Origin of the sequence: Gracilibacillus pellucidus, from assembly GCF_033949965.1 — a bacterium.
Taxonomy (GTDB): Bacteria; Bacillota; Bacilli; order Bacillales; family Amphibacillaceae; genus Gracilibacillus; species Gracilibacillus pellucidus.
Window position 1 is genome coordinate 1 of sequence record NZ_JAWZSR010000011.1, and the last position, 13,497, is coordinate 13,497.

Below are 13,497 nucleotides of genomic sequence, written 5' to 3' on the forward strand. Positions count from 1 at the left end.
AGGCAGGTTGCCCACGTGTTACTCACCCGTCCGCCGCTCGTTCCACTAACGTCCTTCCGAAGAATTCAGTTAGCTTCCCGCGCTCGACTTGCATGTATTAGGCACGCCGCCAGCGTTCGTCCTGAGCCAAGATCAAACTCTCAATAAAGACTTGCACATGGATGTGCTGATGTCGATGTTGCAACAGGACGTTGCGAACTTAATCGACGTTCTTTTGATCTGCTCACTTCTATAAGCTAGCATGTTTCATGTTTAAATTCATACTGGTTGTTTTGTTCAGTTTTCAAAGTTCAATGTTTGTCGTTTTTAGCGACGAGATATAATATATCATGTTTCAAATATTAAGTCAAGAACTTTTTTGTTTTTTTCTTAACCGTTTATCTCAAGCGCGTCTCAACGACGACAAAAAATAATATACCATATCCTAAATAAGCTGACAAGTGTTTTTTTATATTTTTTTATTATTTTTTAAAAAAGGAAGATGAATACTTATGAAACGGACCGTTACACTATACAGTCTAATAAATGAATATTAAAAAATACTACATCTCTTATGTAGAGAATATAGTATTTTCCTACTCACCTATTCACTCTGTATTTTTTGCGGTATATATTTTTTTATCTCTTCTTCACTCGCGACACGTGTATACAAGTGAAAAATAACTTTATACCTCTCGCGCATTGCTTGTTTCACCATTTTATCAATTCGCTGATCTTCTAAATCCATCAGCAACTCTTCCAATTCTCTTTTGATCACGTACTGTAATTCACTCTGCTCCTTATCGTTAATTAACAAACCTAACATCCTGTCCACCCCTAATTTATATTTTAATAAGTAATCTCCCCGTTATTTATTGTGTATATTCCTGTTTTTTCTCAAATTTAAACATAATTAGACAACATATACTCCCGTTTATTCTCATATATATAAGACAAGCCTAGCGAAAACGAATGGAGATGATGATGGATGAGACGTTTATATATTGTAGATATGAAAAAACAAAAGAAGCTGTTTATTATTGTTCCTATCGCATTGTTTGTCGCGCTATTTTTATTTTTAGAATTCAATTATTCTTCCACTGTCTTTTCTAATAAGGACACTCCAAGAGCATTGAATAAAGGAAATACAGATTACTCGTCTATTGCTCTAACCTTCAACATTAGCCATGGAGACGAACAAGTTATTCCGATATTAGAGAGATTACAAACAGAAGGTGTTCGAGCTACATTTTTTGTTAGTGGGGAATGGGCTGAGCGTCATCCTGATATATTAGAACAAATTGCAGAGGGCAAACACGAAATAGGTATGTTAGGTTATCAATATCAATCATATGTAGAACAAGAAACAGAAGCAGTCCGAGCAGATTTAATGAAGGCAAAAGATACATTTACTAAATTAGGGCATGAGGATGTTTACTTATTAAGGGCCCCTAATGGTCATTTGAATGAAGATATTATTGATATTGCAGAAAACCAGGGACTAAAAGTTATTCATTGGAGTGTTAATCCGAATGATTGGGAAAACCCTGGTACAGATAAAATTACCAACCATCTTTTAAAGAACGTTAATAATGGAGATATTGTTTTACTCCATGCTTCCGATAGTGTGAAACAGACAGAAAAAGCGTTAGGGAAAGTAATTCCTGAGATAAAATCTAATCAAACATTTCTAACTATCTCCGAACTAATCACTCAAGCTGAAACAACTCAAGAGGAATTACGTTCTCAGAAGAAATAGACCTTTTGGCCAAAAGGTCTATTTCTTTTCTGTTAAACGATGAAGGATTAATAACTGATAGGTATTACATACAATTAACGGTACGATTAATAGCCAAGCATAGTCTCCATTTTGCGTGCGAAGCGCTGGTACCCATTCAATCGACGTAATCACAACCATAAAGAAAAGTGCTGGAATAAATGCTCGCTTATGTGTTTCCTTCGCTTTAATACCTGCTACAACCCAACTGTACACAAATAAGGCGATGGCGGTTAATAAAAATGGTGTAATTGTACCATCGTCCACACTTCTATAACGAAAATAGACAAGATCAAACAACGCAAAAGCGATAATAACGATTTGTACTGTCGGCCAAAATTTACGAAATACACTTAAGGCAAGCTGATTAACCGTTAAATAAGCGAAGAAACCCATTTGACTGACTAAACTAAATACAAGACCCATCCCAATGAAAAATACAAATAAGCCTAAGATTTCAAACCAGTCAATGGGGTTAAAATTCTCCACATATATATCCGATTTCACAAAAAAGCTTGCGATTAAAGTGGAAACCCCTCCCAAAAGTAAAGTGGAAAAAAATAATCGAACAACATTACGGCTTTTCAAAACGTAATCCCCCTAAATGTCTATTGTTATGTATTTTACCATGAACAGCAGTTTTTTTCGCTTATGATACATATTAATTATAAATGACTCCATATTATAAATACAGGTTATTTTTACACCGATTCAAATTATCCGGAAAACCCCTCTTAAACAGAAAGGTAGCGGTGATAATGTACCGATTTCTATATATTTGTTGTTTCTCTCTGTTATTTATCGCAGGATGTGGCGGTGAGGGAGGAGCTGCAGCAAACAAAGAACAAGAAGGTTATGAAGGAACCAAAAAAATGGTTGCCGATATTCTTAAAACAGATGATGGAAAAAAGGCCATTACAGAAGTATTAACGAGTGAAGATATGAAACAAACATACGTAATTGAATCAAAAGCGATGAAAGAAGCTGTCCAAGAAGCACTAACTTCAGAAAAGGGCAAAGAATTCTGGGAAAAAATGTTCAACGATCCTAAGTTTGTCGAATCATTCGCCATGTCTTTACAAGATAAACAAGAAGATGTAACAAAAAACTTAATGAGTGATTCTACCTACCAAGAGAAACTAATGGAGGTACTCAGCAATCCGGAAATGGAGCAGCAAACAATGACACTCTTAACAAGTCAGGAATTCCGCTCACATTTGGAAAAAGTAATGGAAGAAACTTTTCAATCTCCTATGTTCCAAGCAAAAATTGCTGACTTACTCTTACAGGCTGCTAAAGAGATGAAACCTTCCTCAAGTGGTGAAGAATCTAATTCACAACAATCTGAAGATAGTAATAAAACAGAACCATCCAACCAAAACTTAGAAGATCAAAGCGATAATTAAAAAGAAGTGGAGCTAGCGAACACTAGCTCCACTTCTTTTATTTAAAATCGTTCGATAATTTGTTTAGCAACTTCTAAATATTCTTTACCATTCGGGTGGTCCTCTTGATATACAGACGGAGCGAATACGCCGTCTTCTTCATATGGTTGTTGTAGTGAAAGGCGACCAATTACTTCTGTATCTAGCACTTCTGCTAGTTTATCTCCTCCACCTTTACCAAAAACATATTCCTTCTCACCAGTCACTTTACTCTCAAAGTATGCCATATTTTCAATAACACCTAAGATTTCATGTTCTGTATTAATCGCCATTTGACCAGCACGCGCTGCAACAAATGCCGCAGTTGGGTGTGGTGTTGTAATAATAATTTCTTTTGACGAAGGAATCATATTATGAAGATCTAGCGCTATATCACCTGTTCCTGGTGGTAAGTCTAATAGTAAAAAGTCGAGTTCTCCCCATTCAACTTCCTTAAAGAAGCTTGTCAGCATTTTCCCAAGTCTAGGGCCACGCCAAATAACAGGAGAATTATCTTCGACAAAGAATCCCATCGACATAATCTTCACACCGAAACGTTCTACTGGGATAATTTTATTACCTTTCAACTTCGGTTGTTCCTCTACTCCCATCATATCAGGTACACTAAAGCCGTAAATATCTGCATCAATAATACCGACCTTCTTACCTAGTCTCGCTAAAGCAACAGCGGTATTAACTGTTACCGTTGATTTACCAACGCCACCTTTACCACTGGCAATCGCAAGAAAGTTCGTACGAGAATTTTTACTTAATAATGATGTATCTTCTTCTTTCGTCGGCTGGAACTTAGAAATAACATCATCAGGTAGCTGGCTAAAACGCAAACCAACCGTTGCCGCTCCTAATTGCTTTAACTTCCCAACTAACTCTTGTTGCAGTTGCATTTGTTCCGCTGTATTTATCTTCCCAATCGCTAATTTAACACTGACATGATTTTTGTCTTCTTTTATAGAGACCTCTTCAATTCCGTTAGTTTCTTTAAATGTTTTATGTAGGAAGGGGTCTTTCAAATTATGCAAAAGATCGATTACACTTTGTTCTGTTAGCAAAATAGGTCACCTCAGTCTTTCTTTTATTGTCCTATTTGCTAGTATAACATAATTCGCAAATTATCTTAGTAAGATGCTTCACTCACTTCCTACTTCTTCTGTTACATACTGAAGAACACCTTCATATATACTTGCGGCCATTTGTTGTTGATATTCAGACGATTTTAATAACTCTTTCTCTTCTTCGTGGGATAAGAAACCTATCTCAACTAATGCACCAGGGGTCTCCGCATATTTCAGAATATACACTTGACTCATAGCTAATGCTTCTCTATTTGTATTAGCTAAGTTCCTCTTGATTTCTGATTGAACCGCTTCAGCTAATAATTGATTCTGCTCCAAACCAGGATGATAAAACGATTGAGCACCACGCCACTGCTTACTTGGTAATGCATTCAAATGAATACTAAGGAACAAATCTGCTTGCTTTTCTTTGATAAACTCTACCCGATTACGAATATCTTCTGATTTTCTTTTCGATAAGCCTTTTGTTTCGTCTGCTGCTAAATCATAATCTCCTTCTCTTGTGAGATACACCATCGCTCCTGCCTGTTGCAAATAATCACGCAGCATATTAGATACATCAAGCGCGATATCCTTTTCCTGTGTATCGTCCGACGCTTCTGCTCCACCGTCATAGCCACCATGACCCGGATCAAGAACAATCGTCTGACCTGCAAGTGGCAACGACCATGTTTGCCACGAATCTAATGAACGTTGCATCGGATATTGAATCAAAATAATTAAAGCAAATAGACCAGCTAACCATAGAATAACTTTGAATATCTTTGGCATCCGCATTTCCCCCTATTACTTTCCTGTAACCACTATATGGGACAAGCGGATTAATTATGACGATATTTTCAAAATACAAAACCCGCTTCTATAGAAGAAACGGGTTTTGTTGTTTATTGTGCCATTTGCTTTTTATCGGCATTCTTTTTTGACAAGAAAAATTGTAACAAGAAGATTACTGCGATAATGAGAACAGCAATGATATCCGTAATCCAGTTATGCTGAATAAACATTAATGCCGCTACTAATACAAGTAATCTTTCATACCAGTGATACTGTCGTACTAACCAGTTTTGAATAAATGACGCAAAGGCAATCATACCAACCGTCGCAGTAAAAATAGCCCAAACCATTTCATACCAGCTCACATCCGTAATCATTAAAATCGTCGGGTTTAATGTGAAGACGAACGGTAATAATAAGGCTGCAGAATCATACTTAAATCCTTGTATACCTGTTCGAACAGGCCCTGCTTTCGCAATACCCGCTGTCGCATAAGCTGGTAAATTAATTGGTGGTGTATCATCCGCTAACACTCCGTAATATAATACGAATAAGTGAGCAACTAATACATGTACCCCCATATCTGTCAAAACAGGTGCAACAATTGCTGCTAATACTACATAAGTTGCCGTTGTTGGCAAACCTAGACCTAATAGCAGACAAGCAAACACCGTTAAAATTAACGCAAAATACAATTGCGTATTATCCGTCACCAAGAAGTTAGGCATAGCATTTGTTAATGTTTCACTAAAGCCAATCACAATTCTCGTAAACTTAGTAGATAAACCAGAAGTTGTAATAACCCCGATTAATATCCCTGCAGTTGCACAGGCAACAATAATCGATAAAGCGTTTCTCGCAGCAGTTTCAAAACCAGCTAACGTTTGTTTCCAACCAAAATGAACTGGTGGAGATTCTATCTTCATTTTTTTCTGAGAGAAAGCAAAAATAAGAGCAATACCGATACTAATTAGAAGTAAAACAAGCATTTCTGGTTTCCATCTAATTGTTTCCGCACCAAAGAAATTAATATTCAATATATCGTTTAAGGAACGCAAGCCTTGATTAATCGGGGCAATTAAAAACTGTAGTAATAAAGCAGCCACAATAACTGCCGCACCAATAATTGCCGTGCGTCCCATATTATCTTTAAAACGTTGTACAAAGATTGCTAATACAAGTAATACGATAATCGAGAAGAAAGCAGAATTATTAACAGATACTCGTACATATACAAGGTAATAAAGCAAGGCAATAATCGGTATTAGTAAATAACCTTGCTGTATAAGTAATTTACGGCCTGAAACTAACTCACTACGATCCATTCCTGTAATGCCATGCTTAGATGCCTCAAAGTGTACCATAAACAAAATACCGACATAGGCTAACACGGCTGGAATAATCGCACTTTGAATAATTTGATAGTACGGAATTCCGGTAAACTCCACCATAATAAAGGCTGCAGCTCCCATGATTGGCGGTAAAAATTGTCCACTTGATGATGCGGCAACTTCCACCCCACCAGCTACATGTGGTTTAAAACCTACTCGCTTCATTAAAGGTATCGTAAATGTACCTGTAGTCACGGCATTGGCTGTAGAACTACCTGAAATACTACCCATTAATCCACTTGCTACAACACTAGCCTTCGCTGGACCACCTTTAAATCGGCCAAACATACGCAACGCAAGATTAATAAACATTTGTCCAGCACCTGTCGATTCAAGAATCGCACCGAACAAGATAAAGATAAACACAAACTGTGCAGAAGCATAAATGGGTGTTCCAAAAATACCATTATTACGATAGGTAATTTCATAAACAAATCGTTCAAAATCGCCTCGAGTATGATGGAATTGTCCAGGCATATATTCACCCAAAAAGAAATAAGCAATAAATACAAGCGCAATAATAACAAGCGGTTTTCCTACAACACGCCTTGTCGCTTCTAACACAATAATAATTAATAGTAAACCAACAAATAAATCTAAATCTGTTGGACGTCCTGACATAATCGACGTAGCGGTTTGCTTCTGAATAATATACGTCCCCACTCCTAATGAAATAAGGGCTAATACTACATCATACCAAGGTATTGATGATTGTTTAAGTCCTTTTTTAATCGGAAAAATACAGAATACAAGTACTATTCCAATCGTTAAGTGAAATATTAAAAAAGTTTTAGAACCTATACCAGGTAAGCCAAACCCGGCCACATATAAATGAAAGGCAGATAAAAATACACTAATAGCTAAAACAATAATAGCCCAAAAACCGCGAAGTTCACGGTCACTCCCCTCTAATTCTTGGAGCATCTTCTTCTGGCTGTCCTCCATCTTGCATCCCTCTTTCTACATAAATTTGCTTATCGTGAGAAGGAACGTAGCATTCCTTCCCACCATGTTGGTTTTCTTACTTTGATTTCGATAATCTTTTTCACAAAGGGTTCTTTAGACAAGTAAATGGTTTCATCATGGAAGGAAAAAATGTGTGGATACAAATCGGAAGGTTTCATTCTCAATGTTCCCCCATGTACTGGACGGTTGATATTTTTCATCACATAATAACCGTCTTTCAACTCTACGTCCCCTTCCCGTTGATAGGGCATTCCTGCTCCAAATGACTTTGTCCAGCTTTCCATCGTTACTAATTCAGCTGATGCGGAAAATTGGAACACTTCTTTCACAGGAGATTTTTCTACTGAATGAATATACTCATGGAAGAATGTTTCACCTTGCTCTATTTCACTTGTCCATAATGTTTCTCCCGTATTCATATCTGTTATCACTAACAGATGCTGAGGTCGATTCCATAACAGTAAAAAAAACAAAAGAATGAACAACACAATTAATAGTAGAATAAACTTCGGAAAAAAGACATTGCTCAGTAGCAATGCCTTTTTGTTGTTTGTGTTGGCCGCTCTTTTATTGTTCATCAAAATAACGCTGTGCACCTGGGTGTAAATCAATTGACATACCACTTTGTGCAGTATCGAGTGTTAAGTCATTCCCTCGTTCATGCGCATTTTGCATAGAATCTAGATTATCGAAAATAGATTTGGTTAATTCATACACTTCATCTTCAGGTAAGTCATCTCTTACAATTAACATTGCTTGAACTGCTACAGTAGTCGCAGTTCCATCAAAGCTTTCATAAGTATCCGCATCTAAATCTTCTCTCGTATAGTATGGATAATCCTCTTCAAGCTGAGCAATTTTATCTTCAGAAATACTCACAATACTAACATCTGCACTTGCCGCTAATTCTTGAATACTTCCTGTTGGCGTACCAGCTGTTACAAATGCAGCATCAATGTTTCCATCCTGAATGTTTGTTGATGCATCACCAAAATCCATCCATTCAGCACTAATATCATCAAAAGTCATATCATGAGCGGCTAAGATTTGTTCAGCATTCGCTTCAGTACCTGACCCAACATCACCTACTGCTACACGTTTACCTTCTAAATCTTCTACTGTTTCGATGCCACTATCTGCTAGTGTTACAATTTGAATCGTTTCTGGATAAATAGTAAATACCCCACTAAAACCATCTACTACTTCATCAAACATATGTGTTCCTTCATGCGCATAATATGCCACATCATTTTGGATAAGCGCAAACTCTGCTTGACCATCATTTAATTCATTGGAGTTAACGACTGATGCACCACTAGCAATACCAGTTGCACTAACATCATCAACATGCTCATCCATAATTTCAGCCATTGCCACACCTAATGGGAAGTAAACACCCGCTTCACCACCAGTTAAGATAGTAACATTTTCTACCCAATCTTCTGAACCATCGGCTGATTCACCGCTATCATCTGAGTCAGATCCACAAGCTGCTAATACAACACCAAGTAGAAGAAAAAGAATAAAAAACAAACTAAATTTTTTCACAATAAAAACCCCCTTCATACTATTTATTATGATTTCTGACAACGGTATATGTATCCGTTATCGTTTATTATAACTGATTATCTATTAAATGAAAATCATTTTAAAGTGAAAAGTTAGAAATGTTTACAATAGATGACACATTTCTCTACACTGTCTATCAATTATTACTGTTCACCTTCTTCAAGTAAAATTCTAAAAAAAGACCTTACATCCTGTAATATCAGGTATGCAAGATCTCCTAGTTAAAAATCATATTCTGCTTCTTTTTCTGCTTGAACCTTCTGATACGTTCTTGTTAAGGTTACTGTATCCTCGATAAGTCGTTCGATTCGGAATTTCACATCATCATTTTTTATTTCCTTTTGGAAAAAGTCCACATCTTCAACAAACACATAGCGCTGTACTACTTGCGCTTTCATATACCCTAAGATTGGTTTTAATTGTTGCTCTGGAATTAAATAATGACGCTGTGATCCAGCTGTGACAATCATACTTGCTACTTTATTTTCCAATCCTGCTGCAGGTAGTAGATCAAAAATATTCTTTAATGTGCCTGGTATAGAAGCTTGGAAAATCGGTGTACCGATAATTAAAGCATCAGCTTCCATGATGGATTCTGTTACTTTCTTTGTGTCCCCTTGATAATCGAGATAATTTCTACCGTCACTGAACTGGACATCTAGCTCAGCTAAATCCAATAGTGTGACATCTAGCTCTGGATATTTATTTGAAAGTAAATCTACTGCATATTGGATAGCGGTTTTTGTCTTAGACCCGACAATAGAACCAGCTATGGCAACCACCTTCATTGGTGCAACCTCCTTATTTAGCTGTGTATTTACGAATAGCTGGTAAAACTTCTTTACCAATTAGTTCGATGTTTTTACGCAATTTATCAAATGGCACTCCACCAAAGTCCATTTGAGCTATATATCGTTGGTGTCCAAATGTTTCGTGTTGATACAAGATTTTTTCAATTACTTCTTGTGGACTACCGATGTTCATTATATCATGTGGATGCGCACCTTGGGCAAAGACTTGCTTGGCAAACCCTCTACCATTTGTCTTTTTCATCCCTTCATTGATAAATGGATATGTTTCTCGTTGTGCTTGCTGTGTTGTTTCTGCTAAATAGAAGAAACCAGCTGTCGCTACTGGGAAGTCTTTCGGATCATAACCAGTTCGTTCAAGTGCACCTCGATAAGCTTCAATTGTTCGACTAAACACAGTCGCTGGTCCACCTAACATCGCAACAAAAATTGGAACGCCTGCATATCCTGCTTTTACAGCACTAGAAGGATGCCCTCCAACTGCTCGCCAAATCGGTAACTTACCCTCATATGGACGTGGTAGTACATGCGCATTATGAAGTGGTGCACGATATTGCCCTTGCCAGTCTAAAAATTCATTCTCATTAATTTGTAATAACAGATCGAATTTCTCCTCATATAACTCCTCATAATCCTGCAAGTCATATCCTAACAAATCGAAATTTCCGACACGGGAAGCACGACCTGCAACGATTTCAGTACGGCCTTTAGAAATTAAATCAATCGTTGCAAAATCCTCGAATACTCGAACAGGATCTAATGTACTAATAATGGTTGACGAACTAATTAGTTTAATTTTGCTTGTCGCTTGAGCAATCGCTCCAAGAATGACAGAGTGTGCTTGTGTAGTGAAATGATCTTGATGACTTTCTCCAACACTAAAAATGTCTAAGCCTGCATCTTCTGCAAGCTGCGCTAATTCGATAATTTCATTAATTCGTTGACTTGCCGGAATTCGTTTACCTGTTTCCGGATTCGTCAAATGATCACCTAATGTATATATGCCAAATTCTAATCCTTTTGCTGGATCAATACGATATTTTTCCATGTTAAACAACCTTTCTATCTACAAAGTTTATCTTCATATGTTATTATGAGCCATATAATTGAATTATGTAAGTACGCACTTAAATGATATATAGTATCCCAAAAGATACCATTGGGTAGTAACACCCGTTTTCCCTATCTTGAGGTAGGGATTGCACTATAACAAAAGTAAAGGAGCTGGTTAAAGATGAAGTATGAATTAAATGCATGTAAGGTGGAGGATGCTTTAAGTATTCTTGTTGGCAAATGGAAACCGATTATTTTGTTACATCTCCTTAATAATGGAACGCAACGATTTAACCAACTAAGAAGAAGTATGCCCGGAATTACACAAAAGATGTTAACGAAACAATTACGCGAACTAGAAGCAGAAGATATTATCGAACGAGTTGTTTATCCAGAAGTACCACCAAGAGTCGAATACTCGATAACAGAGTACGGAAAAAGTTTACAACCAATCCTTGAAGCAATGCATGATTGGGGCGTGCGCCATACGTTGCACAAACAGAAGCTACAGACACAGCATGGTTAAATAAAGGGGAAATATTGTATGGAAAATGAATTAAAAACTCATCTTCTTGAACTGGAGCAAAGCCACCTTCAACCAGATATTCGGAGCGACAGTAACAAATTAGCCCAAATCCTTTCCGACGATTTCTTTGAATTTGGTAGCTCAGGTCGTTTAACTAATAAAGAACTATGCTTACAAGGTGAATTAAACTTAGATGATATGACCCTTTACAACTATAGCATAGACCAATTAGCACCAGATGTTGTATTTGCGACCTATTATTTAATCAATCACACACAAAATCGTAAAACATTACGAAGCTCTATTTGGAAGTATATAGATAATCGCTGGCAATTGTCCTTTCATCAAGGAACGATTACTAATAAGAGCTTGGAGCAATTGAAGTGAGACTTATCACTTACTCGCGCCCTTCCAAACTCTGGCTACGAATTAAATACATGAAAATGCGCCTCCGAATCATACTAATGATAGGAGGCATCATTATATGAACATTATTTTAACCACTCTGCTTTTACTCATTAGCCCAATCACTACATCCAATGAATTAATCGTGACACATAACAATGAGGAAATTGCCAATGTTAACCGTGAGCAGTTTCTAGAACCTTTTGTAGATGACCCAATTATTAATTGGACAAAATATCAAGCATTCACGCAAGAGCTTGGACAGATTGTATATACTGAACCGAAGAATGCCTATATTAATCAACAAGGAAAGATTATTTCTGGAGAATTAGGTTACCAATTACACGAAGAAAAATTTACTGAGCTGTTTTATGCTTATCTTCTCAACCACAATAATGACAAAATGATAGAAGTTCCTCTGCTCTCTATTCATCCAAATGTAGATAGTGAACTGTTAGCTAACATTCGCACAGAACGAATCGGCCATTATCTTACCCATTTTAACGCTGGTAATAAAGAAAGAGCACATAATATCACGCTTGCTGCCGAAGCAATAGATAGCCATGTCGTATTTCCTAATCAAACCTTTTCCTTTAATGAGGTCGTTGGAAAGAGAACCAAGGAAAAAGGCTATTTGCCCGCTCCTGAAATTGTTAAAGGTGAACTGACAGAAGGGATTGGTGGAGGTATCTGCCAGGTATCCTCTACCCTTTTCAATGCAGTAGACCGCGCAGGTGTACAGATTGTCGAACGGTATTCTCATAGCAAAAGTGTCCCATACGTGCCAAAAGGTAGAGACGCTACTGTTAGTTGGTATGGACCAGATTTCACTTTTGAAAATACACTTAATCAGCCGTTACTGATTCGCGCTAAGGTCAGCGGAGGCCAAATGGTGATTAATGTATTTTCTTCTGAAAATGTTGACTATACACCTCGTGAAGTACCAAATGCAGCAAAGCAGCTGTCTGATGAGAGTTGAAGTGAGCCTTCAATCAGTAAAGTTATCGTCCATTTCCCCCACTTAACTCCCTTGTTTTAACTCGAAACTCGAAGTGGGGGTGTTACGGACTCTAGCACCGCGATAAATAAAGAACTATTTTTCAAAGATAGAAAATGAATGGTTTGAACGAGTTTTTCTTCCCATCTCAAAATTCTTTCACTATCGCTCCTAACGAACTTTCAAAATGTCCTAAAGCCCATTCATGACCAGCTTGATTAAAAGAAGCTACAGCATCCTTGTATACAACAATTCGAAATCCCTTATTATAAGCATCAACCGCCGTATGAAGCACACAAATATCTGTACATACCCCAACTAAATGCACTTCTTCAATATTTCTCTCTCGCAATTTTATTTCTAAATCCGTCCCAGCAAAAGCGGAATACCTTGTTTTATCAAGATAATAAACATTTTCTTTCTCTTTATTTCCTTCATAAGTATCCTTCAATCTACCATATAGTTCCCTGCCGCTCGTTCCTCGTATGTTATGAGGTGGAAACAACTTTGACTCTGGATGATATAAGTCGTCTTTATCATGAAAATCCACTGCAAATACTGTATACTCTCTGTCCTTTATAAATTGCTCTGTTAGCGCCACAATGTTCTCTTCTAGTTGCTGCCCTGGTTCCCCACAAGTTAAAGCGCCGTCCTCTGCTACAAAGTCTACTGTATAATCAATATTTATTAATGCTTTTTTCATAGCTAAGTCCTCTTTTCTTTAAAAAGTAAT

The 13,497-nt window shown here is 37.2% G+C and carries 15 protein-coding genes and 1 rRNA gene; 5 read left to right on the forward strand and 11 right to left on the reverse strand.

The features are described 5' to 3' along the window. Positions 1–148 (reverse strand): 16S ribosomal RNA (locus SH601_RS15190); the annotation flags it as partial. Positions 149–583: 435 nt separating this feature from the next. Next, positions 584–805, reverse strand: a complete 222-nt coding sequence (locus SH601_RS15195) for a hypothetical protein (protein WP_319959181.1) — start codon at positions 803–805, stop codon at positions 584–586. A gap of 162 nt (positions 806–967) precedes the next feature. Here SH601_RS15195 and SH601_RS15200 point away from each other — a divergent pair, with 162 nt between their 5' ends. After that, positions 968–1,738, forward strand: coding sequence for a polysaccharide deacetylase family protein (locus tag SH601_RS15200; RefSeq protein ID WP_319959182.1), 771 nt, complete (start codon positions 968–970; stop codon positions 1,736–1,738). An 18-nt stretch (positions 1,739–1,756) separates the two neighbouring features. Here SH601_RS15200 and SH601_RS15205 read toward each other — a convergent pair whose 3' ends face one another. Further along, entirely contained in the window at positions 1,757–2,344 is a 588-nt protein-coding gene (locus SH601_RS15205; RefSeq protein WP_319959183.1) for a KinB-signaling pathway activation protein, read from the reverse strand. 170 nt (positions 2,345–2,514) lie between these two features. On the opposite strand from SH601_RS15205, the gene gerD reads away from it, so the two are divergent. Further along, complete coding sequence (gerD, locus tag SH601_RS15210) at positions 2,515–3,162, forward strand: spore germination lipoprotein GerD (RefSeq protein ID WP_319959185.1); 648 nt, start codon at positions 2,515–2,517, stop codon at positions 3,160–3,162. A 41-nt stretch (positions 3,163–3,203) separates the two neighbouring features. On the opposite strand, the gene SH601_RS15215 is transcribed toward gerD, so the two are convergent. From SH601_RS15215 to SH601_RS15245, 7 genes are all read right to left on the reverse strand, one after another. Beyond that, positions 3,204–4,250: an Mrp/NBP35 family ATP-binding protein gene (locus SH601_RS15215; protein WP_319959186.1), complete on the reverse strand. Its 1,047-nt coding sequence runs from the start codon at positions 4,248–4,250 to the stop codon at positions 3,204–3,206. 78 nt (positions 4,251–4,328) lie between these two features. Then, positions 4,329–5,045, reverse strand: a complete 717-nt coding sequence (gene cwlD, locus SH601_RS15220) for an N-acetylmuramoyl-L-alanine amidase CwlD (protein ID WP_319959187.1) — start codon at positions 5,043–5,045, stop codon at positions 4,329–4,331. A 113-nt stretch (positions 5,046–5,158) separates the two neighbouring features. Then, positions 5,159–7,384 (reverse strand): TRAP transporter permease, encoded by a 2,226-nt coding sequence (locus SH601_RS15225; RefSeq protein ID WP_319959188.1) that lies wholly within the window; start codon positions 7,382–7,384, stop codon positions 5,159–5,161. Between the two features lie 29 nt (positions 7,385–7,413). Next, entirely contained in the window at positions 7,414–7,983 is a 570-nt protein-coding gene (locus SH601_RS15230; RefSeq protein WP_319959274.1) for a DUF1850 domain-containing protein, read from the reverse strand. Further along, positions 7,973–8,953: a TAXI family TRAP transporter solute-binding subunit gene (locus SH601_RS15235; RefSeq protein WP_319959189.1), complete on the reverse strand. Its 981-nt coding sequence runs from the start codon at positions 8,951–8,953 to the stop codon at positions 7,973–7,975. The genes SH601_RS15230 and SH601_RS15235 overlap by 11 nt, the downstream gene beginning before the upstream one ends. Before the next feature lie 242 nt (positions 8,954–9,195). Then, positions 9,196–9,762, reverse strand: a complete 567-nt coding sequence (locus SH601_RS15240) for an NADPH-dependent FMN reductase (protein ID WP_319959190.1) — start codon at positions 9,760–9,762, stop codon at positions 9,196–9,198. A gap of 13 nt (positions 9,763–9,775) precedes the next feature. After that, a complete protein-coding gene (locus tag SH601_RS15245) occupies positions 9,776–10,831 on the reverse strand; it encodes an LLM class flavin-dependent oxidoreductase (RefSeq protein ID WP_319959191.1) in 1,056 nt (351 codons plus the stop codon). A 186-nt stretch (positions 10,832–11,017) separates the two neighbouring features. Between SH601_RS15245 and SH601_RS15250 the strand changes: the two genes are divergently transcribed. From SH601_RS15250 to SH601_RS15260, 3 genes are all read left to right on the forward strand, one after another. After that, positions 11,018–11,362, forward strand: coding sequence for a winged helix-turn-helix transcriptional regulator (locus SH601_RS15250; protein ID WP_319959192.1), 345 nt, complete (start codon positions 11,018–11,020; stop codon positions 11,360–11,362). Positions 11,363–11,380: 18 nt separating this feature from the next. Then, on the forward strand, positions 11,381–11,749 hold the full coding sequence (locus tag SH601_RS15255; protein ID WP_319959193.1) for a nuclear transport factor 2 family protein: 369 nt from the start codon (positions 11,381–11,383) through the stop codon (positions 11,747–11,749). Positions 11,750–11,846: 97 nt separating this feature from the next. Then, positions 11,847–12,746 carry a VanW family protein gene (locus SH601_RS15260; RefSeq protein ID WP_319959194.1) on the forward strand — a complete coding sequence of 300 codons (900 nt, stop codon included), beginning with the start codon at positions 11,847–11,849 and terminating at the stop codon, positions 12,744–12,746. A 166-nt stretch (positions 12,747–12,912) separates the two neighbouring features. Here SH601_RS15260 and SH601_RS15265 read toward each other — a convergent pair whose 3' ends face one another. Continuing rightward, on the reverse strand, positions 12,913–13,467 hold the full coding sequence (locus SH601_RS15265; protein WP_319959195.1) for a cysteine hydrolase family protein: 555 nt from the start codon (positions 13,465–13,467) through the stop codon (positions 12,913–12,915). Positions 13,468–13,497: the final 30 nt, after the last annotated feature.